Origin of the sequence: uncultured Candidatus Kuenenia sp. (genome assembly GCF_900696675.1) — a bacterium.
Classification (GTDB): domain Bacteria; phylum Planctomycetota; class Brocadiia; order Brocadiales; family Brocadiaceae; genus Kuenenia; species Kuenenia stuttgartiensis_A.
Genome location: NZ_CAADGZ010000015.1, coordinates 12540 through 37991, shown reverse-complemented (window position 1 = coordinate 37991; position 25452 = coordinate 12540). Strand labels below are relative to the sequence as shown.

General features: G+C 39.3%; 18 protein-coding genes and 2 tRNA genes. 5 read left to right on the top strand and 15 right to left on the bottom strand.

Going from position 1 to position 25452, the window contains the following annotated elements; all coding sequences use genetic code 11:
* Positions 1-303 precede the first annotated feature (303 nt).
* Positions 304-3810: a UvrD-helicase domain-containing protein gene (locus QZT26_RS04345; protein ID WP_169702854.1), complete on the top strand. Its 3507-nt coding sequence runs from the start codon at positions 304-306 to the stop codon at positions 3808-3810.
* A 405-nt stretch (positions 3811-4215) separates the two neighbouring features.
* On the opposite strand, the gene QZT26_RS04340 is transcribed toward QZT26_RS04345, so the two are convergent.
* The 13 genes from QZT26_RS04340 to QZT26_RS04280 all read right to left on the bottom strand — a co-directional run bounded on the left by QZT26_RS04340 (position 4216) and on the right by QZT26_RS04280 (position 16147).
* Entirely contained in the window at positions 4216-4587 is a 372-nt protein-coding gene (locus QZT26_RS04340) for a hypothetical protein (RefSeq protein ID WP_099323824.1), read from the bottom strand.
* A gap of 10 nt (positions 4588-4597) precedes the next feature.
* The gene (locus QZT26_RS04335; RefSeq protein WP_295100908.1) at positions 4598-6004 is read right to left on the bottom strand and encodes a tetratricopeptide repeat protein; all 1407 of its coding nucleotides are present in this window, start codon (positions 6002-6004) and stop codon (positions 4598-4600) included.
* 282 nt (positions 6005-6286) lie between these two features.
* A tRNA-Glu gene (locus tag QZT26_RS04330) sits at positions 6287-6359 on the bottom strand.
* A gap of 123 nt (positions 6360-6482) precedes the next feature.
* Complete coding sequence (locus tag QZT26_RS04325; RefSeq protein ID WP_099323826.1) at positions 6483-7250, bottom strand: dihydroorotate dehydrogenase electron transfer subunit; 768 nt, start codon at positions 7248-7250, stop codon at positions 6483-6485.
* The gene (locus tag QZT26_RS04320) at positions 7243-8163 is read right to left on the bottom strand and encodes a dihydroorotate dehydrogenase (protein ID WP_099323827.1); all 921 of its coding nucleotides are present in this window, start codon (positions 8161-8163) and stop codon (positions 7243-7245) included. The genes QZT26_RS04325 and QZT26_RS04320 overlap by 8 nt, the downstream gene beginning before the upstream one ends.
* Position 8164: 1 nt before the next feature.
* The gene (locus QZT26_RS04315; protein WP_099323828.1) at positions 8165-8905 is read right to left on the bottom strand and encodes a M48 family metalloprotease; all 741 of its coding nucleotides are present in this window, start codon (positions 8903-8905) and stop codon (positions 8165-8167) included.
* A 131-nt stretch (positions 8906-9036) separates the two neighbouring features.
* Positions 9037-9801: a TIGR04255 family protein gene (locus QZT26_RS04310; protein WP_295100900.1), complete on the bottom strand. Its 765-nt coding sequence runs from the start codon at positions 9799-9801 to the stop codon at positions 9037-9039.
* Between the two features lie 182 nt (positions 9802-9983).
* Positions 9984-10057, bottom strand: a tRNA-Gly gene (locus tag QZT26_RS04305).
* Between the two features lies 1 nt (position 10058).
* Positions 10059-11072: a TIGR01212 family radical SAM protein gene (locus tag QZT26_RS04300; protein WP_157820316.1), complete on the bottom strand. Its 1014-nt coding sequence runs from the start codon at positions 11070-11072 to the stop codon at positions 10059-10061.
* A 215-nt stretch (positions 11073-11287) separates the two neighbouring features.
* Positions 11288-12544, bottom strand: coding sequence for a tetratricopeptide repeat protein (locus QZT26_RS04295; RefSeq protein WP_164995153.1), 1257 nt, complete (start codon positions 12542-12544; stop codon positions 11288-11290).
* Between the two features lie 269 nt (positions 12545-12813).
* The gene (locus QZT26_RS04290) at positions 12814-13515 is read right to left on the bottom strand and encodes an MgtC/SapB family protein (RefSeq protein WP_099323832.1); all 702 of its coding nucleotides are present in this window, start codon (positions 13513-13515) and stop codon (positions 12814-12816) included.
* A gap of 207 nt (positions 13516-13722) precedes the next feature.
* Positions 13723-15411 (bottom strand): HD domain-containing phosphohydrolase, encoded by a 1689-nt coding sequence (locus QZT26_RS04285; protein WP_164995154.1) that lies wholly within the window; start codon positions 15409-15411, stop codon positions 13723-13725.
* 235 nt (positions 15412-15646) lie between these two features.
* Positions 15647-16147: a hypothetical protein gene (locus QZT26_RS04280; protein ID WP_205713309.1), complete on the bottom strand. Its 501-nt coding sequence runs from the start codon at positions 16145-16147 to the stop codon at positions 15647-15649.
* Between the two features lie 455 nt (positions 16148-16602).
* On the opposite strand from QZT26_RS04280, the gene QZT26_RS04275 reads away from it, so the two are divergent.
* On the top strand, positions 16603-18525 hold the full coding sequence (locus tag QZT26_RS04275) for a YgiQ family radical SAM protein (protein WP_099326944.1): 1923 nt from the start codon (positions 16603-16605) through the stop codon (positions 18523-18525).
* A 143-nt stretch (positions 18526-18668) separates the two neighbouring features.
* Here the strand turns inward: QZT26_RS04275 and QZT26_RS04270 are convergent, their stop codons facing one another.
* Positions 18669-18989, bottom strand: coding sequence for a multidrug efflux SMR transporter (locus QZT26_RS04270; protein ID WP_099323834.1), 321 nt, complete (start codon positions 18987-18989; stop codon positions 18669-18671).
* Positions 18990-19580: 591 nt separating this feature from the next.
* Between QZT26_RS04270 and QZT26_RS04265 the strand changes: the two genes are divergently transcribed.
* The gene (locus tag QZT26_RS04265; RefSeq protein WP_261345339.1) at positions 19581-20930 is read left to right on the top strand and encodes an MATE family efflux transporter; all 1350 of its coding nucleotides are present in this window, start codon (positions 19581-19583) and stop codon (positions 20928-20930) included.
* Positions 20931-21289: 359 nt separating this feature from the next.
* On the opposite strand, the gene QZT26_RS04260 is transcribed toward QZT26_RS04265, so the two are convergent.
* Complete coding sequence (locus tag QZT26_RS04260) at positions 21290-22303, bottom strand: NAD-dependent epimerase (protein WP_099323836.1); 1014 nt, start codon at positions 22301-22303, stop codon at positions 21290-21292.
* 229 nt (positions 22304-22532) lie between these two features.
* On the opposite strand from QZT26_RS04260, the gene QZT26_RS04255 reads away from it, so the two are divergent.
* Together QZT26_RS04255 and rmuC are read left to right on the top strand one after the other, a co-directional pair.
* Complete coding sequence (locus tag QZT26_RS04255) at positions 22533-23531, top strand: magnesium transporter (protein WP_099323837.1); 999 nt, start codon at positions 22533-22535, stop codon at positions 23529-23531.
* 73 nt (positions 23532-23604) lie between these two features.
* On the top strand, positions 23605-25257 hold the full coding sequence (rmuC, locus tag QZT26_RS04250; RefSeq protein WP_295100890.1) for a DNA recombination protein RmuC: 1653 nt from the start codon (positions 23605-23607) through the stop codon (positions 25255-25257).
* Positions 25258-25452: the final 195 nt, after the last annotated feature.

Here is a 25452-nt window from a genome sequence, read left to right as displayed (position 1 = left end):
GCGAAGCATTTGCTATAAATTGTCATAAATGCATTCATACCCAAACGGGCAAATGCTTCGCCCCTACTTTTTCAAAAAACTAAATTATCACAAAGTGTTACTTTTTTTAAAAAAATCTTTTAAAAACACCGCATAAAACAGTAAATAGAGCGCTGCATTGCATCTTATAAAGCGATATTGTATCATTTGGATATATTCAATCTACTTAATTAAATGCTTAAGCAGCCCAATCTTTTCGCTAGGCAAAGAACAAACCCAAACCCACTTTTTCAAAAAACTAAATTATCACTGGAAAATCAGATAATGTATGAACCTATTGATCGTAAAATACGGGAGTTAGCGGTATCGGAACAACACAAAAATATTGTGCTTACCGCCGGTGCAGGAACGGGGAAAACAACTATCCTCGTACAAAGGATACTCCACCTGCTTCTGGCACATAAAAGCCTCCAATCCGAAGAAAGCCCTATTCTAAAAATTATTGCGTTAACCTTTACAGAAAAGGCGGCAAGTGAAATGAAAATCCGTCTTATGGAGGAACTGGAAAAAATCGTGGCCGCAATGAAAGGTATATGCAGACCAGAAGAAAGCTCACAAGTCAATAATTTTATCTCCGACTTGCAAACCACTTATCACACGACATACAGTGAGATTGAACGCCGGGCAGTACAATCTCTGGCAGATATGGACAAGGCTATGATTTGTACAATTCACAGTTTTGCCGCATATATTTTACGCATGTTTCCGATAGAATCGGGAGTAGCGCCAGGTTTCACCGTTGATGAAGGGTCTGTATTCGAAGATCTTTTTGAGAAAGAATGGTCTGACTGGCTGGAACTGGAATTGTCGCTTACCTCAAAAAATACCGTAACATGGAAAAATGTGCTAACGAGAACCGAGCTGGAAACAATTAAGTCGTTTGCAAAACGTTTATCAGATTTTACGATTCCCTTGGATACGCTGACACAGAAAACCGGCGATCCCGCAGTTCTTGATGTTTTATTAAATTCCTATTGCGACAGTATCAACGCCCTTCTCCTAAAATGCGGGAAACCGGACAATAAACTCTTATTACAACTACAGGAATTTCTTACTATTTTTAATGAACTAAAAACCCAAGGCTTTCATTACTTAAGCAGTTTACATTATAACTTCGGGAAAACAATCTCTAAGGCGAAAAGCGGTTGGGAGGAAGCAGATGTACTTGTTGCGCAGGACATTGTTAAAAAATGCCGTATTCTTTTAAGAAAATTGCAACGTGTTGACGAATCTTTCATTACTACGGCGCTAAACCTTGTTTTGCCATTTTGCAAAACCTTTCGACAAACATATCTGTCCCAGGGATACATCTCATTTGACGGGCTTCTTACCCTTGCCAGAAATTTGCTGCAAAACAACGCTTATCGCTCTATAAGGACATCGCTCAAAAAGAATTTTTCGGCAATCCTCGTGGATGAATTTCAGGATACAGATCCCATCCAATACGATATCATCCTCTTTCTTTCCGAAATGGTAAACCACCACAGCGACACCATACACGGTATTCCACTTGAACCCGGGAAACTCTTTATCGTTGGAGACCCGAAACAATCTATTTACTCCTTTCGCAGGGCGGATATCGAAGCATACGAACACGTTGTCAAACAAATTTGTAATAATGAAGCGCCTCTCAGTCTGCTGGAAAATTTTAGAAGCCATTCCGGTATTGTAAACGCAGTAAACGATCTTTTCGGTGAAAAAATAATTACCGAACAACAAGGGTTACAACCCAAATACATTCCTATTCATGCAAAACGCATTCAGTCAGACCCCTTTCAAAGAATTGAAATTATCAGTGTTTCTGATACAAATGGAGAAGAACTGACTGCAGAAGCGGCAAGAGAGGCTGAAGCGGATTGGATAGCAAAATGGATAAAAAATAATGTCTTTTACGACAATGGAGGAGATACGTCTGCCGATGCTGCTACCTCTTACAAATTGAAATATAAAGACATCGCCTTGCTTTTGCGTTCATTTACACAGATACGGCCCTATGTTGAATCATTTAAAGAACATGACATACCGTTTATTGCAGAAGGGGAGAAATATTTTTATACCACCCAGGAAGTTATTGATTTTATGAATCTTTTGCGGACGATTGAAAACCCTTATGATACCATCGCCCTGGTGGGTACCTTACGTTCGCCCTTCGCCGGTTTGACGGATAATGAAATATATCTCCTCAAGATAAATGACCTTCTCGATTATCGCAAAACAATTTCAGATAACATTGACATAGACGCGACTATAGGCGACTTTTACTCATTTCTCAGGAAATATAATGTACGTTCGCGGATTATACCCGTCTCTCACCTCATTTCAGAAATCATCAATGATCCCCGCTTTGCCGGCATAACAGCAAGCGCATGGCAGGGAGAACAAAAACTTGCGAACCTTAAGAAATTTTACCGGACAGCATGCAAGTTGGAGCAAATTCAGGGTATTTCACTTAAACATTTTATAAACAATATGAAAAAATACATCGATGAGGCAAGAGAAGAAGGAGAAAGCCCGCTTTCCGATGAGACACTAGATGTGGTAAAAATCCTTACTATCCATAAATCAAAAGGGTTGGAATTCCCTGTTGTAATTCTGGGCAATCTGCACGGTGAAGCAAAAAAGGAGAATGAGACCCTGGATTCCGTCGCATTTGACTGGAACACCTCCACCACGGGAATAGTACTTGGCAAAGGGGAGCAACAACTGAGGAATCTGCAGAGCATCATTCTTGAAAACAAAATAAATGAACGTACGTGGGAAGAAGAAAAACGGGTCTTGTATGTCGCCATGACAAGGGCTAAGGAACGGCTGATTCTCACCGGTGCATTAAAGGATAACGACAAATCTTATATTGGATTAATTATGAAATCTTTATCTGATGCGTATGACATATCGCTTAACAACGAACCCGAAACGCCTTCCGGCCATGTCAGGAAAATAGTTTTTGGAAATAGCGAAATATTTCTTGAAAATTTCAACTATACCGGCGCGAGACGCTTTGTTTCAAAAACCGCAGAAAAAACGTGGGATATTGACTGGAATTCATTTGTCCGAATATGGAATGACCGGAAACAATCAATGTTTGCAGAAACAGAAAAACCATTATTTACTTCTCCTTCTGCTTTAAGTGAAGAAATATCACCAGTGCACTATGAAACTCCCACACACAACAAACACATTGATTCTGCGGAAATACAGCAGGAATATGCCGCTGCAATTGGTTCTTTATGCCATCAGATTTTAGAGAAATGGGACTTTCAGGGAACGTTGCAGGCACTTTATGATTTGATAACATCTTCAGTCACAATACATTTCACCAATGCAAGCCTTCACCACACGATAATTCATCTTATAAAAACAGAAGCTGTTACTATACTTACTGCTTTTTTTCATTCGAAGGCATACAATGAACTAAAGAATGCAAGGATACTTGGACGTGAAATACCAATACTTCTGCATTGGGAAGGGCAAATAATGAGAGGTACAATTGATATTATTTATGAATTTGAAAATCAAATAATTATCGCCGATTATAAGACAGACTACGCTTCATCGATTGAGGATAACCCTGCTCTAACAAACACCTGCCATGAAGAAGATGCATTCAGTAATGCGGAAAAAATAAACATGAATATTTCCTCTCCAACATACACGCCCAAATACCATCACCAAAAAACCATTTATACGGAAGCGGTAAAACGTTGTCTTAAAATTAACAATCCTCTATTTAAACTCATTTTCCTGCGAAACGGAACGTCTGTATTCATTTGACGCTTCAAAAGGACACGAGTTTTGTAACTTCTCAAAAAGTTGTAGTAGTTGCAGTTGGTAGAAGGTAGAAGGGGAAATTCATTGAGGGACAAGTTTTGCCTCCATTAACTCCGCACTTCAGTGCGAAGATACCGTAAAATACCCCGGCGTTAGTCATGACTTTCAGCTATGCCGTAACCCTGACAGGATTTTCAAGCCCTGTCAGGATTAAAACCGGCAATTACTTATTCATTAAAACGCATTTGGTTAACGTTGCTTTCGTGCTCGCACCCAAACTCCTGTTTGGGAACGTAATTGCACTGGAAACTACATTCGTGGGTTCAGGCTTCGTCTGGAATTCAGGCAAACGGTTGCAAACCTGAACCCACCGGGAGTCGTGTAATGTTTACGCCGAATAGTAACTATTTATTTCTTCTTTTTTGCACTTGGTTTTGCAGTTGCCTTTGATTGTGTTTTCGGTTTTGCTTTTGGTTGTTGTTGTGATTTTGCTTGTGGTTTTGTTTTTACAGCTTTTTTTGTAACGGTTGTTCCTGTTTTTTTCTTTTCTTTTGCTAATGGCGCAGGATTACAGAGTTGGTCCCGTTTGGAAGCAATGCGACCGCAGGAATTACATACATATTTAAGTGTCACAAGCTTAGGCGCACACACATGGCGCGGGTCGCTGGTTAACGCACCGCAATAATAACATGCTATCGCCCTTTGCATCTCGATAGGTTTACATAAATGCCCTTTGTTCGTTGTCGTCATACCACACGTTTCACACGTATAAACAGCCATAATTCTCCTCCTATATCTGACCTTTTTTCGATCTATAATAAGTTAAAAGATATTGATAAACTTCATCCTCTGTCGCAAATACTTTTTTCAAATAAGAAACAGCCTCTTCAATATTTCCCTTCTCTAAAAATATTAAACCAATATTTCCATAAGCAGCAGTGAGATTCTCATCAAACAGAATAGCTTTTTTATATTCTTTTATCGCTTCATCATACTCTCCTTTCCGGTAGTAAACAGTCCCTATATTATTTCGCAAAACGGCATTTTCAAGGTCTTCCGCAATCAACGCCTTATACTCATTTATTGCTTCTTTGTAGTTGCCGTTGTTTTTATATGCCAAAGCAAGCGCAGTATGTATTTGTTTATTTGATGGATATTCATTCATTGCATCTCTATATGTCAAAATTGCCTTGTCATATTCCGTTACACCCATAAACCTATTGCCCCGCATTAACAGGCGTGTTTCATGCGGTGTTATCGTCCCCCAACACCATACAAACGTTAACAATAGCATCAAACTCAATACCAGAAAACTTCTATTTTGCGGAGTAAATTCTGTTATTGTTATACGCTTCTTCTCAACTATTTTTACTATCATCACGGCAAAACATAATCCCCATACAGCGCCAAGCAACGTTTGGAAACTACCAAGATACTTTTGTGTATAAAATGCCGTGATTATTCCGCAAAAGACAAGAAACAACTCAACGTATATACTATAATTGCCCGATTCAGGAATCAACCATCTGAACTTACGGGTCAAAGACAAGGCGCTCATGCCGGATTTGTAACCTAATGTCCCGTTTTTACATGCATCCTTACACGAAAGGCAGCGTATACAATTTGCATTGACAACCGCGCTATGCTTGGCAATCTCTTCGTGTACCGTTATTCCCATAATACAATTTCTCGTGCAATTCATACATCCGGTACATTCCCTGATTTTCCTTATCCGCCAAAAACTAATATTCTCAAATAGTGCAAGCAGAGGAGCCCATGGGCACACGTATCTGCAGAATGCCCTTGATCCCATAAGATAAATGAAGAGAAAGGCGTCAAATAAGAGAAAGGATGCAATAATAGCAGGGCTTCGGGGGAGGTCTGACGTCATAACCTGCGTATCACTGATATTAATATGAAACTGAGGAATGCCATAAATATACCAGAATTCAAAAATGGCAGTTATCGTTTTCAGGAGAAATACATACTGTATGATATTTGCTCTGGAATGAATAATTGAGGGATTTATTCCACACTTATTAAGCACCCGTAAAGCAAATTCCTGGAAAAAAGCAAAGTGGCATCCCCATCCACAGAATACCCTTCCAAAAAACACTGTTATTAATACAATAATAATAAAAAAAGCGGCGGCGGAATTCAGCAGGCCAAAACCTAAAAGGGTGACAATACCATTCATGCTAAAGGTTCCTACCTTCTGAAATCCATATTTATACCACAGCAGAATATGGACTATTATGAATACATTTATTGAAAATAGTACAATTAACCTTTTTTTATTGATATTCATAACATGATAAAATCAACCAAACGAATAATATCTTTTGAAGATTACTATTTTTAGGCGTGAGGGTAGAGGCTTGCCGTATGACGAAGATTTGAAACATTCGGGGGAGGCAACTGTAAAGAGGCCTTTTGAACTTTATCATCAAAGACCTCTTTATTGGTTAACTTCATAATATACCCCCAAGGGGATTTGAACCCCTGTCTCCAGGCTGAGAACCTGGCATCCTGGGCCTCTAGACGATGGGGGCGCTTCAGGTCAAAATATCATTGTCAAAATAATATGTCGGAAAACGAATAGCTTACAAACTTACAACATTTATTTTCTTATGTCAACAAAATTCATCCTGTTGCCTGAAATTCCTTTCTCTGATTCAAAAAGAAACCCTTCTCCCCGATTTTGTGATTGCAGTTTTTCCAAAATCGGGCATCTTTCCTAATGCCTCTGCGTTAAAAACCGGTCCGTCAATACATATTCGCTGCCCACTACAGTCGCATTGGCCGCAAATGCCAAACCCACATTTAATATATCTTTCAATTGATACTTCACAATCAATATGGCGTTCATTGCATAATTCGAATATTTTGTACAACATTTTTTCAGGACCGCATGCATATATCTTTTTATAATTATGTTGCCCTGTTAATTCTCTCAACAAATCAACCGTTGTTCCTCTGTAACCAAAAGAACCATCATCTGTACATAATTTCATCTCTCTGAAGCGATGTTGAAAAAGCAATTCCGGCATAGTCCTTGCCCCCTGAATGATTGTCGTATTTTTCTGCATATCCGCTAAACACGCAATAGAAGCCATTCCAATACCACCGCCTACAATACACGTAGCCGCATTGTTTTCAGGCAAGCCATATCCCATGCCATACGGCCCCCTGATACCTATTTGATCTCCCTTTTTCTTTGTATGCAAGGTTTTTGTAAATTCACCTCTTTTTAATACAGTTATCCCGGCAACATTTCCATCAATATAGGAAATAGTAAATGGTTTCTCGTCATTTAGCGGAACCCAAACCATAATAAACTGCCCCGGCTCATACTGTCCGGCATACTCAAAGAAAAACGTTTTTACGTTTGGAGTCTCATCTATGATATCGTATATTTTTACCATTTTTGGCTGTTCAATCATGGGCAACACCTACAAGCTCATTAATAGTGTTATACCCGTTTTCAATCATCCACTGCTTCATTTCAGCGCACACCTTGCTGAAAACATTAATTCCTCTTGTGTAAACGCCGGTTCCAATGCCAACAGCCGAAGCCCCTGCCATCATCATCTCTATCGCGTGCCTTCCTGTGGATATGCCCCCTACTCCGATAATTGGAATTTTCACCGCCTGGTAAACGTCATACACACAACGTACGGCAATCGGCCGCAAGGCGTCCCCGGTGACGCCCCCGACCTTAAACCCTAACACAGGTTTCTTTGATTCAATATTAATTACCATTCCAGGACCCATTGAATTCACGGCGGTAATGCCGTTTGCCCCTGCATCCTCTGCTGCTTTTGCAATTGAGGTGATTTCAGGCACGTTTGGTGATATTTTCACAAATATAGGCACATTTGTTTTTCGTCTCACCGCATAGGTTATTTCGTAGGTAGCCTTTGGAGTTCCCTGTCCGGACAGAAGGCCAAAACCAGGAGTATGAGGACAAGAAAGCGGTATTTCGATAGCGGAAAACCCGGATGCTGACAGCCCCTCTGCAACCTCAATGAAATCATCCGTACAGGTTCCAATAATACTGGCAATTACAGGAACGCCTATTTCATTAAGGTTCGAATATTCGATACGTGCGGCCTCAACACCAGGGTTCGAATATCCTACGGCATTTAACATTCCCGCCTCGTAGGTAATAACCGTCGGATTATGATGGCCTTCCCTTGAATCCTTACTTACGGATTTAATCGTTACCGCACCGGCTCCACTTTCTGCCACTCGTTTTAATAATGTCTTTGTGGTTCCCAGTATTCCCGAAGCCAGCACCGTTGGATTCGACAATCGCATACTACACAAATTTATTGATAATGTTACCTCTGTCATTTTACCAGTCGCCTTTTAAGGTTGCGATGAATTCTCTTAACTTGCATACCCGCATCTCAACTTCTGCATAATACCCCATGCCAAAAATGCCTGACAAACCATTATGAGCAACAATAATATCAAGGTTTCTTTCCAGAAAATCAGGCAGACCATTAGGGTCATACCCTGCATTACAGGCATAGAACACCCCTTTTGTATCCGCCTCTGCCTCAAACTCCCTGAGATGGTTTTCCAACGATAACGCTGCAACCTCATCCCAATTAGCATTATTTTGCTGTGAGAAAACATTCTTAAGTTCCCGGTAAAATTTTGATGCATGCCTCAGTGATAAATGTGCAATTTCATGACCTATAATACAAGCCAACTCATTTTCATTTTTCGTTAATTGTAACAAGCCTTTTGTAATATAGATATGCCCGCAGGAAGAAGAGAAAGCATTGATAGAATAGGATTGAATTATACTGCAAATGTACGGAAGGGTTTTTCTCTCTGAAACTGCAACGATTGATTGTGTAATATCATTTATTTTTTTATTCAGTTCTGCATCTGTATCAAAATGACATCCACGGCTTAAATATTCATCAACTTTCCTGCCAAGCTCTATCTCTTCTTCTTCGCTCAATCCAGTATTATCACCGTTCAGTTGCCATTCGTCATTCGCAAAACAGCATACACCGGAGAAGAAAATAGCATCTGCTACCAAAAGAATAAAAATGGCAAAAAAGATTCTTTTCCATTCCATCGTATCATCTTACCGTAACTATTGTATGAGATTATCTGCGGGTGCGGGCTTGAAACTTAAACCTCATATTTTATGCTGTTTACCTCGCCCAAATGATTGTATTCCGGCATGATTGTTAATTATATCATTTATCATTTCAACAATTCCAAAAACTTTTTATTAAAAGAATCGTTAAATAGTTTGTTCTGCATTTCACGTGCAACCTCATACCAATCATCTATTAACATATCTTTTACTGTGCCTCTCAGTGTACATTGGAAACTTATTACCTGTTTATTTTCTTTTGTTGTAGCGGTATTTATCGAGACTATGGCATATCCGCCTATTTTTTCTACAGGCAGTGTGTATTTACTAAAAATATTATTAGGAGAATATATCCTGCCATTGTCGTTTATTGCTGGCAATATGATTTTCATAATCTTGTTTATCTCAGAAAGGTCATCAATATGTTCCTGCCAAAATATTCTATCCTGGTATGTTAATTCGCAAAACTTAACAGGAAATTCTGAATGCAGGTTATTTTGGATAAACGCTGCCAATTGTGCATATCTCTTGTAAATACTGGTAAAGCCGGGATAATCCTTCTCTCTTTCTTCATCTTTTTTAATCCAATTGAAGAATATTTTGTTAAATTGCAATTGTACCAGCCAATTTGTATCAATGGTGCTAAGCCGGTACAATACCGGCCCGGTATAATTATAATCAATTTTAGGCTCTAAACTGTAATCAACCATTTCAAGATCTTCCAATGGATTCCCATATCGAATTAGCGGATAATCATTTTTAAAAGCATTGATTATTTCATATATTAACCCGTTTTTCCCTAAAACGGGTTGTTTGAGAGTAATCCCCGTAATTACTTCAGACAAAGGCGCCTTTGAATACGTATTATCCATATTTCACCATTTCTTAAAAACAAGAATTCAATACTAAAGTGTTACGTTTGTTTTTGTTATTCAGGATCACGACATGTGCAAAACCCGTCCCCTGCTATCACACATTTAAAACAGCAAGTGAATATCATTTAATCGGGAATTATACAATTGTTCAGGTTAAACTACGATGGTATTTTGTGAAATGGAGCGGGCGATGGGAATCGAACCCACATATCTAGCTTGGGAAGCTAGTATTCTACCACTGAATTACGCCCGCCTTAAAACCCTATGATATGTAATCTTGATTCGTTTAAATTTGGTTTTTGACTACTGTTTATTATCGTTGAAGCGTCACAAAGACTCCCCTGATACGCACCTCTTTTTTCCAACTCCTGTGTAATCATTGTTGTGATGCTCGACTTACCGGCTTTCCACACGGGAGATATAAGGAAGTTGCCATGAGTATCACCTACTAATCTTTGTATCGTAACATCCGGAGGTATACGTTCCAGAAAATCTGCAGCCAGCCGCACATATTCATGAATATCCAGGGTTGTCACATTCCCTTTAAAATATTCTTCAGCCAATGCGGTATTCTTTGCCACATACAGATGATGCAATTTGATCCCCTGTATACCCATCTCCGCAACCGCATCCGCGGTCTTCATCATATCATCGTCAGTCTCGAAGGGGAGTCCCAAGATAACATGAACGCATATATTTATGCAAGTTTTTTTTGTAAGGTTTATTGCTTCAACAAAAGATTTATAATCGTGCCCTCTGTTAATGCGCTTCAAAGTTTCTTCATGTATGGATTGAAGCCCGTATTCAATCCATACATGATATTTTTCCGTGTAGCTATTGATAAGATTTAAAATGTCCTCATTAACGCAATCAGGCCTGGTACCAATGGAAAGGCCAACTACATCACTGTCTGACAATGCCTCTTCATAGCATGCTTTTAGTGTATGAAAATCAGCATACGTGTTGGTAAACGATTGAAAGTAGGCGATAAATTTTTCAGCGCCATACCTTTGTTTTTGAAACGATTTCCCTTTTCTAATCTGTTCCGTTATCGATAAAGAAGGTTTCCTTACATTTGGACTAAAACTTTCATTCGCGCAATACGTACATCCGCCCACTCCGGACCGCCCATCCCGATTTGGGCAGGTAAAACCCGCATGAAGCGCTATTTTATGCACTTTGAAAGGAAACTGTTGTTTTAGATATTCGCCAAAAGAGAAAAATCGATATTTATACGAATAATCCGTTTGAGTCTTTAAAACAGACATTTTATTCATGCGGCAAATCTAACAAGAATATGAGGCATTATCAAATACAAAACATTCCGGCTCACTATTAAACTGTCAAAATTTCCAAAGGAAACACTATTGATTGTAATTGTATCCGAATCTGTCTTATGAAAATATAAAAAAAGAGGGTTTAAAACCCTCTTTCTCTAATAAGTTATATTTTGTTTCTCTTGTGCAAAATACCCTTATTAACATTAATCCAAGCAATTATGTATCAATCTCTTATATTCCGAATATTCCATTTGCGCTTCTTCTTTCATCCCTTTTCGTTCGTATATAAGGGCTAAACCATAATGTGCTTTTGCAAAATTGGGGTCAATGCGAATCGTCTCTTCAAGCGCTCTGGCAGCCTCGTCCAATCTCCTGTCTTGTGAATATGCATTCCCCAGGTCAAAGTATATTTCAGGATTGTATGGATTTATTTCGATCGCCATCTGTAATGAAGTAATCGCTTCATCTAATGCCCTCTTATCTGAATAAGGGTTTTTTATATTATAATGTGCTGAAGCCGCTTTTTGAACTGAAGAAACGGCTTTAACAAGTGTTCGTTTATTTGCGTATGCCAAACCCAGCCTGTAATGAGCGTCGGCATTATCGGGGTCAAGTTTTACAACAGTTCGAAATTCTTCAATCGCATTATCAAATAATTTTTCATCAGAATATACAATTCCCAGGCTATAGTGCACCTGTGGATTCTTAGCATCGATTTCTATCGACTTTTTGTAAGAAGCCACAGCCCCATCAACGTTTCCCTTTTCATAAAATGTCAAACCAAGATGATAATGTGCCAGTGCGTGCCTGGGATTTATCTCTGTAACTTTGCTAAACGCATTCAACGCGTTATCAGGAAGTCCGTTATTCAGATATATTTGCCCCAGAAAAAAATGGGCATCGGTATAATTAGGATTTATCCCAACAGCATCTAACAGAGTTTGAATTGCTTCTTCAGTTTGATCGTTATTTACATAAACAACACCAAGATTGTACATTGTTTCAACGGCTTTTGGATTTATTTTCAGGGCGTTTTTGTATTCAGAAACAGCCTCGGAATATTCCCCCTGCACACGGTACACATCCCCAAGTTTCTCATGCGCCAGGAAACTATCGGTATCTAATTGCAGTGAAGAACTAAGGGTGGCTTTCGCATTATCCCACATTTCTTTTTCCATATAAAGCAACCCTAACTGAAGATATGCTTCTTTATATTTAGGATTTATTTCAACCGCTTTTACAAGTGCTGAAATCGCTTCGTCCAGCATTGTCCGGCTATTATATGCAATTGCAAGATTAAAATGCGCCTCTGCCAGCCCGGGATTAATGCGAATCGCTTTTTGGTAAGAACTAATTACTTCATCAGGCATATCCACCTTTGAACACCCGCATATGCCAAGAGAAACTAATACTGCCATTATTATCGGTCTGTAAAATGGCCATACTAGATTCTTTATCATTACAGATTCTCCCATAAAAGTGCTGTCAGTAAACTATTAAGCAAATACAATTACTTTGAGAATTGATTACACTTATATACCTACGCTAAAACCCGTTGCCCATTGAGAAAAAGAGTCAAACACTTATGCATTGGATTATTTATCATCTTAATGATTTGTTTTCTTACAAAGAAACCATGCTCTTTGCCGTTAGGTTTAAGGGAATATATCAAATAGCCTATATATTGTCAAATGTTTATTTTATAGCTATTTAGACAATTTAGAGGCTGTTATTCCCAACCAAGTTTTCTTATTTCTTTAATAGATCGAACAAACTCCTCAGACACTTTTGAAACCGAAATACTCTCCTTAAATCTCACACTAATATCATACAAAATTTCATCTTTTACCAGGTCTCTTTCGAATCCATAATGTTGCATTTCCATTGAATTTTTTCTCAATATTTCCAAAATCACTTCCAGGCACGATTGCGTGCCCGCGATACACAATTTTAATGTCTGATATTTATCCCGCCTTACGTTCTTTTCGAAAAAAGGCACAAAGAATAATGTGAAGAACACTATCACCGTTGTAATCAGCGCAGGGATAAAACAATTACTCCCTATCGCCAATCCAATGCCGGCGACCACCCATAAGGATGCCGCAGTAGTCAATCCCCTCACCGATGCCTTAAATCTCATAATTGTTCCTGCCCCTAAGAACCCAATACCAGTCACTACCTGAGCCGCTATCCTGGCAGGATCAATCCTAATGACCGAATCATCAGAATATATTTTATATTTTTCAAACATGTTTTCCGAAACCACCATCATTAACGTCACACCAACACATACCAGGATGTGTGTTCGTAATCCTGCCGGCCTACCCCTTGTTTCTCTTTCCCATCCGATAATTCCTCCTAAAATAACCGCCAGCAGGAGTTTTCCAATGGCAGTTTCAAATCCACTCAATATGCTTAAAATATGACACATAATCTCTCCTTATCTCCCAAAACACACCGTTTGTTTTCTTCGCTTATTGAACAACCTGGAATAACGCATGTTGTTATTTTTTACCGCGCATATAACTACAAAATATAATTACCCAATATCCTGTGGAAAATAAAGAATTCCTTCCAAAATTCCCCCTTAATAAAGGGGGATTGAGGGGGGTTGTTACCGCAAGATACCGGGTAATTACTACAAACTATACTCATCCTTATACTCTTCTGCAATTTCAGCAAATATATGCTTAATCTCTAAAAATGCATTCACGATAACCGGATCAAAGTGAGCGCCGGAACACGCTTCAATCTCTTTTACCGCTTCTTCATGCGTCCATGCCTGTTTGTAGGGACGCCTGCATCGCAAGGCGTCGTATGCATCCGCAAGGGCGATAATCTTTGCGTGCAATGGAATCTCCTCTCCGGCTAATCCTTGCGGATATCCAGTGCCATCAAATTTTTCATGATGCATATAAACTATGCCCGCCGCCATTTCCAGCATTGGTTTTCCCCTTAACAATTCATACCCCAAAAGTGTGTGATTTTTCATTATTTCATACTTTTTTTTAGTTAATCTTTTTTTATCAAGCAATATTGTATCAGGAATCCCCATTTTTCCAATATCGTGCAGTGGAGAAAACAGTTCGATATCTTCACAATATTTTTTCGGCATATCAAGATGTTCTGCGATTCTCCGTGAATACATACCAACACGTATTACATGCTTTTCCGACTCGTCGTCCCTCATTTCAGCAATGTCAGCTATAGCACGGTAAACATCCATGCGGATATTCACCTCATCTTTTGTTCTGTCCGTTACATCGAGTGGAAACCAAATATAGTTGATAATGTTGCCTTTTATATCAAAAATGCCATTAATTATCAAATGTACCCAGACAAGAGAACCCTCTTTTGATCTGTTTGGCAGTTCTCCTTCCCAAAACGCAATTTCGGGATTCGCAAGGGAATCCCATAGTTCTTTAAAAAACACTTCATACCCTTTTTCTGAAATACCCAAATCACCATAGACTGAACGGTCAGGATTAATAATATTGACATTTTCCCCTATCATTTCATCCTGCGAAAACCCGTATACCTTTTCAATAGCCGGATTAACAAATACCATCTTCCCCGCCGTATCAGTTATTATTATGCCTTGCATTGACTTGCATAGCACTTCAAAATAAAGCCTGCGTTCATTATTTGCCTTCGATAGATGTTTATCAATCTGATCTAAATCGATATTTGCCATTTCCAAATCACGTTCATATCTTCTAATAATAAAACCTGCAAATATATACGTTGCCAATCCCAATATAACCGATACCATAACGCCAATAATTACATGAGTATAGACAAAGCTTTTCAATTTTGTTTTTAACTCCGGGAAGTGCTGATGAACAAAAAGACGAATATCCGTATTATCAACCATAGACATTGCAACAATAGTAACGGCGTCTCCTTTATAGAAGACCCCTTCAAAGATATTATTATCGGCAAAATCCTGGTACCGGTATTTTTCAGGACTGTTTAATCTTGTAAAATAACCGTCATTTACATTGAGATTGCTTTTCAGTTCAAGACCTGGCATTGCGATGACTCTTCCTTCGCCATCCACAGCACAAACAAACCCTTTATTCGGGATTATAACTTCATTGCAAATATTCTGTATCAAGTGGATCTGCCTTGGCCTGGGCAATTCAGATAACATATACCTGGCAAAAGATTTTATAATCGTATTTGCTATGGTTTTATTATCCTGCACTATTTGATGCTTTAATTCGCGTAAAACAGATTTATACGACACGCCTACAAATAACGCAGCACCTATGAGTGCTATTAACAAAACACTACCCGACAAAATCCATTGCATCCTTAATTTCATAATTTGCGCCTTATTTTGCCTAAAAAACATTTTACGATGTACGAATTCTTCCCTCCCCCTTTTGGGATAGGCCAAGGGGTGATCGTATTACAATTGTAGTTTCTTTTTTATTAATTATAGTATCTTCCAAAAAAAAGGGGTAACATTAATCAATGATAATGTCACCCCTCTTTATAATCCACCTGAAAGAAACTCAGAAACAATTTATTTTTCTGCTATTTCATAATCCGATTTACTATTCATCTTCATCCTCATCTTCATCCTCGTCAACATCTTCGTCCTCTTCGTCCTCTTCGTCGTCTTCGTCCTCTTCCGCCATTTTCCCTTCTATTTTTTCCTTCACCTCAGCTCTTTTTGTTTCTATCTTCTCTTTAATATCCTTCTTTTTCGTTTCTATTTCTTCCTTCACTTCAGATCTCTTCATTTCAACATCTTCTTTTATTTTTGCCCTTTTTTCTTCTACAACCTCTATAGGTTCATCACGTCTCTTTCTTACCTCTGCTTTTTTTACTTCCTGTTCAATCTTTTTTTCTTTAGCCTTTACTTTATTTTCTGCCTTTTTCTTTTCAATTTTTGCTTTTTTCCTCGCGCGCTTCTCATCCGGAGATAACTTCTTATATTCATCCTTCTCCAATTCTTCGTAAGTCTTAGCATCCACTTTATTAACTACCGGACTTTGCAACCATAAAAGTGAAAACATAAAAGTTGCAAATACAACAAAAAAAACGTTCCTCATTATAACTCCTTCTAAATAGTACATTTTTGAAACCAAAGGGATTCACATCCCTATTTTTTCAATATTTAAGCCGACATAGCCAGAACCAAACAAACACAAAAACAGTCCTTAATCTGCAATCTGCAATTTGCCGACTGCCGACTGTAGATTGCTGACTGCGGAAGGCGTAATTAAACATTTTGCCAAAAAGCACGCACTGACGAATGGAAGTGTGCAAAGAAATTACTGATACTGATAAGAGTCTGATATGCTTTCAAATGCTATAGAAATCAACAAATATTGTCAAGTGGTATCTCCAGATATAACTTGTGTAGATTAGGCTCATGGTTTGGGAACGCTCTGTATTTTTCTATAAAAAGGTATTATACTTTTACTTCCATATGCATTGTTATATCAACCGGAAAGAATTGCTCCTCGATGAGCGTGATTGTTTAACTTCTCTCATGCCTGCCGTTATGAATAAACAAAACGAAATAACAAAATGGCTTCCTGTTACCAAAAAAGAAGTGGAAATGCGGGGATGGGGCCAACTGGACGTCATTCTTATATCAGGCGACGCATACGTTGACCATCCGGCATTTGGAGCTGCGGTGATAGGCAGGATTATCGAAAAAGAAGGATACAGGGTTGCAATTATTCCTCAACCAAATTGGCGTGACGATCTGCATGATTTCAAAATACTTGGCGCACCGGTATATTTTTTCGGGGTAACCTCTGGTTGTATGGACTCTATGGTGAACCATTACACTGCCAACAAAAGGCTCCGTTCCACGGATGCTTACAGCCCTGGCGGAAAAACAGGGTTGCGCCCTAACTATGCCGCCGTCACGTATACAAAAATATTGAAATCTCTCTACCCCGATGTCCCCGTCATCATTGGCGGTATTGAAGCTTCCTTACGAAGGGTGACGCACTATGATTACTGGTCGGACAAACTGATGCCTTCTCTTCTTGAAACAAGCGGAGCCGATTTACTGGTGTATGGAATGGGAGAAATGCCCGTGAGAGAAATCCTTAAACTTTTAAAAAAAGGGGTACCCCTCCACCAACTGACTATGGTGAAACAAACGGCTTATCTCCGGAATCAAGGCAACGGCATGCCAAAAAACAAGCATTGGAACGACATTTATATACATTCCCACCAGAAATGTTTGGAAGATAAAAAGGCATTCGCCGCAAATTTTAAACAAATAGAACAGGAATCAAATAAGGTTTTTGCCGACCGCATTATCCAAACTATTGGAGAAAAAACGCTGATTATCAATCCGCCATTTCAAACAATGACCGAAGAAGAAATTGACGCTTCTTTCGAACTGCCTTACACAAGACTCCCCCATCCGATATATAAAACGCTTGGCGCTATTCCCGCGTATGAAATGATTAAATTTTCGATCAACACGCATCGCGGATGTTTCGGCGGATGCAGTTTTTGCACCATCTCTGCGCATCAGGGAAAGTTCATTGCCAGCCGTTCACAGTCTTCTATTATGAGAGAAGTGGAACAGGTAACCAACATGCCGGATTTCAAAGGCTATATTTCAGACCTTGGCGGCCCATCCGCCAACATGTATAAAATGAAAGGCAGAATACAGGAAATATGTGATAAATGCATCCGCCCTTCATGCATTTATCCCGCTGTTTGTGACAATCTCAATACAAACCATTCTCCGATAACCGAAATTTATCGCAAAGCCGATGCGCATCCAAAGGTGAAAAAGGCATTTGTAGGCAGCGGCATCCGGCACGATTTATTGACAAAAAGCTATAATAAAAAAGCCGACACATCCATTTACGACTATTTGGAACAGCTTTTAACCCGGCATGTTTCCGGGAGGTTAAAAGTTGCCCCTGAACATACTTCCCCGACAATCCTTAAATTGATGAGAAAACCGTCATTTGAACATTTTAAGGAATTTAAAAAGCTATTTGACCGTATTGATAAACAACACGGACTCAATCAACAGCTTGTCCCCTACCTCATCTCCAGCCACCCGGGATGCACGGAAGACGACATGGCAACCCTTGCCGCAGAAACCAGGGAACTCGGATTCCATCTGGAACAGGTGCAGGATTTTACTCCCACACCCATGACCGTTGCAACCGTCATGTACTACTCCGGCTACCATCCCTATACGCTTAAAGAATATTACGTACCCAGATCAATCCGTGAAAAAAAGGAACAGCATCGTTTCTTTTTCTGGTATAAGAAAGAAAATCAGGATTGGTTAAGGAAGAAACTTTTTGCGTTGAAAAAACCGGATTTGCTCAAAAGGCTTTTCCCCTTCGGGAAAACAAAATCACACCCGCAAACAAAACCCATCAGTGAAATAATGTCCCACAGACCGCCTAAACAAAAGCAGCGAAGGGATGCGTTCTAATCTGGTGGGTGCACTCCGATTTACCCATCATTACATACAAATGATGGTTCTCACGCGGGTTTTAGGCCTTGTAGCCTGCCCCCAGGTTTATGCAGTCAATTTCCGAAAAGAGGGATACGTGGGAAGGAACAACCTGGAAATCACTACGAATAAGACAGTTTTAATGCAATTATTCCTGCCACTATCAGCAGTACCGATACTATCCTCAAAATATTTGCCGGGTCTTTGAACATAATTATGCCAATAATAAATGCGCCAACAGCGCCAATTCCGGTCCAAATAGCATATGCCGTACCCATCGGTATTGTCTTTTGCGCCAACCACAAGAATGCGCCGCTGAAACCCATAGACGTAACAGCAAATATAACACACATAACTTTGTGCTCTGTTGTCTGTGAAAGCTTTAAGCCCAGCGGCCAACCTATCTCAAATAAACCCGCAATAATCAGATATATCCAGGCCATTATCGCTTACCTCTTATTTTTCGGCTGATAAAAAACGGTATCGCATAACGCAGCGCACTACCGGCGGGTAATAAACCGCAGGGCAATTGCGGCCAGGTTACAGCGCATTGTCACGCATTCAATCTCGTTCCCAAGCTCCACAAACCTTGCCAAAATGGAGATTTTACCCTATTTTGCGATATTCACTCCACATTTTAATGGAAAACAGTACTTGTGAAACAAGGATAACAAAACTTGGAATTTCAGCAACTGGAATCCCGATATTATTTGTTATTTGGAAATTGTTATTTGTAATTTGCAATTTGTTATTTATAACACTATTGATACGGAGAATTGAAACAGATGTTTATGCAGTTGTCTCGCCTATCCTGCTCACGGTCAAAAGCCGTAAACAACACAAAACGTTTCGTTTCACTTGTACACAATTGAACCAGAAATGAATGGATTTAGGCTGCTTAGCAGTTCTGCCTCACAATGACACACGGGGATTAACTTAGTTATCTATTTGCAAATGCAAGCATTATGACCACTGCAACCCTGCAGCCCGTATAAATATTATGAAAATTCTTATACGCACACTTATCAATCACTATGCCACTGCTTGAACTAACAGAAAAAAACCTGAATAAGAATATCTTAAGACTCTGCATACCAGTCGCTATTGAAAACTTGCTCCATATGAGCGTTTTTATTTCTGACACTATAATGGTAGGCAGGCTCGGAACAGACGCCATTGCCGCTGCAGGTCTGGCTGGCTCCTTATTCTTTTTCATCTCCCTGGTCACCACCTCTTTGAGCTATGGCGCTTCAAGCATCGTGGCAAGACACATTGGCGCAAAGGAAAAAGACCATGCGCAACTTGTGGCGTCACAGGCGCTCCTCATTGCACTCTTTATGGGAGTACTCATCTCGCCGTTCCTGATATATTTCGCAAGGACTATTTTTATCCTGATGAGTGCGGAGCCAAAAGTAGCGGATATTGGAGAGAGGTATTTTCAAATTGTCTCCGGTTTTTTAGTTTTTCGCCTCATTATTTTTGTAAGCAGCGACATCCTTCGGGGCGCGGGGGACACCAAAACGCCAATGAAAGTGACTTTCATCGTTAACTGTTTTAATATCTTATTCAACTGGTTGCTTATTTTCGGAATAGGGCCATTTCCCATGCTTGGTGTGGCAGGTGTGGGATGGGCAACCGCAATTTCATTTGCGATCGGAGCGGGTTTGCTGTTGTCAAGGCTTTTCAGTGGAAAATGCATCGTGCACCTTCAATACAACACTATAAAAAAACTACACGTTGCCTCTATCAGGAGGATTATTCATATTTCATTTCCCGCCACCATTGACGCCCTTCTCACACAAATAGGGTTTTTGTTCTTCACGAAAATTGTCGCCATACTCGGCACCGTTCCGCTGGCCGCGCATCAGATAGCCATACGCATCGAATCAATGTCGTTTATGCCTGGATTCGCCATCGCGGTATCCACCGCCACATTGGTTGGACAGAGCCTCGGTACGAATAACGTGCCTCTCGCTCTGAAAAGCATGAAACGCAGTTGCCTCTTTTCCGTTTGTTTTATGTGTTTCTTTGCCATTATTTTCATTGTTTTCCCGTCACAAATGGCAAAAATGTTTAACCCCGCTCCAGATGTACTCTCTTTGGCAGTCGTGTGCATCATGATTGCCGCCATTGAGCAGCCAGCGCTGGCAATCTATATGGTTTTTTCCGGTGGGCTACGCGGGGCGGGAGACACATTAAGCCCGATGCTCATAACCATTGCCGGTACACTGTGCCTGCACCTTCCCTTTGCCTACCTGTTTGGAATCAAACTTGGATGGGGATTGGGAGGCGTATGGCTGGGAGCGGCAATCGACTGGATATGCCGCGCCATTGCTATCTTCATTCTCTATAAAAGAGGCAGATGGAAAACCATTATCGTATAAACAATAGTCACCGTTCACAGGGTTTAAGTTATTGCTAAAATGGTACTTAATAAATTATGAATTTATCACAAAAAAATTGAATTGCTAAAGCGCTTATTTTCTGCGCATTAAATTTTTGGTAACAAGCGCATCTTTAGTATCTCGCATTTCGTGCTTGCTTAAAAACTCTAGTTCCCAGGTTCCGGCTTGGTAACGAGAAGGAATCCACCCCATGCACCCCCGCCAGCGGGGGACATTCTCCTCCTTTGGAAGGGGATAAGGGGGAGGATTTTGGAATTTGTTTCGGATTTCGTACTTCGAATTTCGTATTTTTTATTTCCTGCTTCTTTGGTTCTGGCTATGCCAGTTTAGGAATAACTTTATCTCACATTGAAATACCATTTATACCAGTCGGTAAATTTTTTCAAACCTGTTTCAATTGGTGTCGCGGGTTTAAAACCAACGTCTTTTATCAGTTCATCAACATTTGCGTACGTAACGGGAACATCTCCCGGCTGCATGGGGAGCATTTTTTTCACTGCTTTTTTCCCCAAGTACTCCTCTAATATCGCAACAAACCTAAGGAGTTCCACCGGTTTATTATTACCTATATTGTACACCCTGTAAGGAGCATTACTGGTGGCGGGGTCGGGATTCTCTCCGTCCCAATCAGGATTTTTACAAGGTATCCTCATCATAACCTTTACTACTCCTTCAACAATATCATCAATATAGGTAAAATCACGTTTCATTTTTCCATGATTAAATATATTGATCGGTTTTCCTTCGATAATTGCCTTCGTGAAGAGAAAGTAAGCCATATCCGGCCTTCCCCAAGGACCGTACACTGTGAAAAAACGCAGTCCCGTGCAGGGGATGTTGTATATGCCGGAATAGGTATGCGCCATAAGTTCATTGGCTTTTTTGGTTGCCGCATATAAAGAAGCGGGGTGGTCCACGTTGTGATGTTCGGAAAAGGGAATTTTTGTGTTCTTTCCGTAAACAGAGCTGGAAGATGCGTAAACAAGATGTTGTACGTTATTCTGCCTGCAACCCTCCAGTATATTGATGAATCCGACTATATTGCTATCAATATATGCGTGTGGATTAATGAGAGAATATCTTACCCCGGGTTGTGCGGCAAGATTGATAACACCATCAAACTTTTCTTTTTTAAAAATTAATAAGAGGGCGTCTTTATCAATTATGTCCAACGTATGAAAAGAAAATTGTTTGTTATTTATAAGTTGTTTAACCCTATCATGTTTCAATGTTGTATCATAATAATCATTTATGTTATCGATACCCGTAACATTGAATCCTGATGCTAATAATTTTTTTGAAACATAGTAACCAATAAACCCTGCCGCTCCGGTGACAAGTATCTTTTTCATCCGAAAATACCTCTGTGTTAAATTTATAAAGTATGATTCGTTAAATAGTTTCAACCATTATTGTAGAGACGCACGGCCATGCGTCTCTACTTAACCAAGTAGATGTTGACATTATCCATTTAGTTTTTTTATTATACCGCTATCATAAATCTCAACCCTAACTATCTTTTAGCAAATTTACCTCCTACTCACGGGAGTCATTCTTAATATAGAAAAGAATAGTGCAATCATGTTGTTTCGCAATAAAAAATTAAGAAATTCAGACCCTGACTATAGTGCCAAAATTAAATATTCTACTGAAATGCTTGCTGTTTCGGAAGATAGTACAATTGAAACTGCTTTTGAATTTATCCGTGACAGTAAGCTCGCTGGTAATATTTTTTATTGCTATGCCACTGATAGTGAAGGAAAATTGACGGGCATAATACCTTTAAGAAAACTTATCACTTCTCCCAAAAAAGCAAAGATTTCTGATATTATGATACGCAACCCCATCAAACTATTCATGGAAACTTCTTTAGATACAGCGCTTGAATATTTTTTAATGTATAAATTCCTGGCCTTCCCTGTTGTTGACGAACAAGGAAAACTTATTGGCGTTACACGGGTTAATAATTTAATAGAAGACACAATAGCAATTGAAGAGGATGTGACGCGGGCACGGGATGACCTGCTCAATATAATCGGTATAAAACTTGAAGAATTTCGAAAACCTTCTGTTTTCAAAAGCACCTTTTTACGATTCCCCTATTTACTTTTTAACATTCTGAGCGGAATTACTTGTGCGCTGATTGCAAACCTGTTCAGCGTCACCTTAAACAAGTTTATTTTTATCGCATTCTTTATAACGGTAATTTTAGGTCTTGCAGAAAGTATGGGCACGCAGGCAGTTGCGGTTACTCTTTCTTCATTTGGAAGAACTATAAAAATGAAAGGGATTGTTCTTTACGAGATACGCATCGGTTTCAAAATAGGCGCTCTGTGCGGCGGAATCATGTACCTGGTGTCTTTTTTCTGGCTACATGAACAGGTATTCTCTATAGTCCTGTCTCTTACAATCCTATTTACCATCGTTACCGCTTCTTTCCTTGGATGTATTTTACCGATACTCTTTAAGAAGATGGGTATTAATCCAACCCATGCCTCGTGCCCACTTGTATTGGCAATTTCCGATATCATTTCGCTGACCACATATTTTTCGCTCGGGACATATCTTCTTAAACCGTAGTGAGGGCTGAAGCGATACCCGCGAAACGTTGACAGTCATTGTATTAAAGAAATACCAGAAATAAACAGACAAAATGGATATAATATCAATTTTAACCGGCCTAATAGCAGGGCTTTCAGTTTCCTACATCATTTTCTATTTGCTAAACAAGGCAAAAAGTGTTTCTAAAACAGCCTATGAAACATTAAATGCGAAATTCCATGAAACAAATACACAATGGAAGGTTTCAGAGGACAGGCTTTTAGTGCAACAACTGGAATATTCAAAATTGAATACAAAGTATGAATCAGCAGCAATAGAGCTTACAGGACTTCAATCCAAATCCTCTTCATTGGAAACAACAGTTAAAAACAATGAATTGAGAATTGCTGAACTTTCAAAGGTGATGGCAGAGCAAACGACCTTAAACACATCTCTGCAAAATGAAATCAATTCATTAAAGCAGAAAATCGCCGAAGGAAATGCAACTAATAATTCGTTGAAAGAAAATTTGAAATCTCAGAAAGAACTCAATCAAAAACAAGCAGACGCATTAGTCCAACTATCAGACAAAATAACGAAAATAACCGCCGAGAACAGCACACTGACTGCCAAAAATTCTGCACTAACGGAAAAACTATCGACTCAAAAAGAAGAGATCACTAAAATGCAGGAAACCTCTCATTTGCAATTTGAAAAAATAGCAAATCAAATTCTGGAAGAAAAATCCGGTAAATTTACCGAAACAAATAAAACAAACATTGAAGCTCTTTTAAAGCCGCTTGGTGAAAACATCGACAACTTCAAAAAGAAAGTTGAAGAAACGTATGACAAGGAGTCTAAGCAACGATTTTCACTTGAAGAGAAAGTAAAAGAATTAGTGGAACAAACAAATAAAGTAAGCAGTGAGGCTAATAATCTTGCGACGGCACTTAAAGGTCAGGCGAAAAAGCAGGGTAACTGGGGTGAAATGATTCTTGAAAGTATCTTGCAAAAATCAGGATTGGTAAAAGACAGAGAATACTTTTTACAACAGACAATAAAAGACGAAGGGGGAAACAGTTTAAGACCCGATGTCATGGTGAAACTTCCCGACAATCGAGTAATAATTATCGATTCAAAAGTATCATTAGTCTCTTACGACAGGTTTTCATCAGCAGAGACAACCGACGAACAAACAATTCATTTGGCTGAGCATTTGAAATCAATCTATGGGCACATAGATGATCTGCACGGAAAAAAATATGATGCCCTTGAGGGTTCATTAGACTTTACAATGATGTTTGTTCCTATTGAACCTGCATATTTAATATCCATTCAAAAAGATCAAGACCTTTGGGCATATGCTTATGAAAAAAGGATACTACTCATTAGTCCAACAAATTTAATTGCCTGCTTAAAGTTAATGGCCGATTTATGGAAAAGAGAGATGCAAAGCAAAAACGCAATGGAAATAGTAAGAAGAGGGGATTTACTCTATGAAAAATTTGTAACATTCGTTTCAACTCTGGAAGATGTTGGAAAACACATTAATAAATCCCAACAATCATACAACGCAGCCATTGGACAACTCAATAGTGGAAGCGGCAATTTGATTGGACAAGCATTAAAACTCAAAAATCTGGGATTAAAATCAAATAAAGAAATTCCGGCAGCTATGTTGCCGACAGACTTTGAACCGGAACAAAACAAGCACGAAATAATAACTGCGAAATCCGAAACAACTTCTAATGACAAAATTATTTGAAATTCTAAACGCGCGTAACAATTTAGTATTTTGGAAAATTCCAACAATGTAGTGAGACGAGGTTAGTCGCACTACAAATTTTGTACTTCGTATTGTTGCCTGCCTGTATGTGGTCGCACGCAGACAGGAAGTTTTGGATTTGTTTTGAATTTTATGCTTTGTAATTAGAATTTGCTTCGGATTTTGTGTTTCGGA

What these genes read in the sequence shown, in the direction of transcription:
- QZT26_RS04345 (WP_169702854.1), top strand. Translation starts at nt 304, where the DNA reads ATGTATGAACCTATTGATCGTAAAATACGGGAGTTAGCGGTATCGGAA.
- QZT26_RS04340 (WP_099323824.1), bottom strand. Translation starts at nt 4,587, where the DNA reads ATGGCTGTTTATACGTGTGAAACGTGTGGTATGACGACAACGAACAAA.
- QZT26_RS04335 (WP_295100908.1), bottom strand. Translation starts at nt 6,004, where the DNA reads ATGAATGGTATTGTCACCCTTTTAGGTTTTGGCCTGCTGAATTCCGCC.
- QZT26_RS04325 (WP_099323826.1), bottom strand. Translation starts at nt 7,250, where the DNA reads ATGATTGAACAGCCAAAAATGGTAAAAATATACGATATCATAGATGAG.
- QZT26_RS04320 (WP_099323827.1), bottom strand. Translation starts at nt 8,163, where the DNA reads ATGACAGAGGTAACATTATCAATAAATTTGTGTAGTATGCGATTGTCG.
- QZT26_RS04315 (WP_099323828.1), bottom strand. Translation starts at nt 8,905, where the DNA reads ATGGAATGGAAAAGAATCTTTTTTGCCATTTTTATTCTTTTGGTAGCA.
- QZT26_RS04310 (WP_295100900.1), bottom strand. Translation starts at nt 9,801, where the DNA reads ATGGATAATACGTATTCAAAGGCGCCTTTGTCTGAAGTAATTACGGGG.
- QZT26_RS04300 (WP_157820316.1), bottom strand. Translation starts at nt 11,072, where the DNA reads ATGTCTGTTTTAAAGACTCAAACGGATTATTCGTATAAATATCGATTT.
- QZT26_RS04295 (WP_164995153.1), bottom strand. Translation starts at nt 12,544, where the DNA reads ATGATAAAGAATCTAGTATGGCCATTTTACAGACCGATAATAATGGCA.
- QZT26_RS04290 (WP_099323832.1), bottom strand. Translation starts at nt 13,515, where the DNA reads ATGTGTCATATTTTAAGCATATTGAGTGGATTTGAAACTGCCATTGGA.
- QZT26_RS04285 (WP_164995154.1), bottom strand. Translation starts at nt 15,411, where the DNA reads ATGAAATTAAGGATGCAATGGATTTTGTCGGGTAGTGTTTTGTTAATA.
- QZT26_RS04280 (WP_205713309.1), bottom strand. Translation starts at nt 16,147, where the DNA reads ATGAGGAACGTTTTTTTTGTTGTATTTGCAACTTTTATGTTTTCACTT.
- QZT26_RS04275 (WP_099326944.1), top strand. Translation starts at nt 16,603, where the DNA reads ATGAATAAACAAAACGAAATAACAAAATGGCTTCCTGTTACCAAAAAA.
- QZT26_RS04270 (WP_099323834.1), bottom strand. Translation starts at nt 18,989, where the DNA reads ATGGCCTGGATATATCTGATTATTGCGGGTTTATTTGAGATAGGTTGG.
- QZT26_RS04265 (WP_261345339.1), top strand. Translation starts at nt 19,581, where the DNA reads ATGCCACTGCTTGAACTAACAGAAAAAAACCTGAATAAGAATATCTTA.
- QZT26_RS04260 (WP_099323836.1), bottom strand. Translation starts at nt 22,303, where the DNA reads ATGAAAAAGATACTTGTCACCGGAGCGGCAGGGTTTATTGGTTACTAT.
- QZT26_RS04255 (WP_099323837.1), top strand. Translation starts at nt 22,533, where the DNA reads ATGTTGTTTCGCAATAAAAAATTAAGAAATTCAGACCCTGACTATAGT.
- rmuC (WP_295100890.1), top strand. Translation starts at nt 23,605, where the DNA reads ATGGATATAATATCAATTTTAACCGGCCTAATAGCAGGGCTTTCAGTT.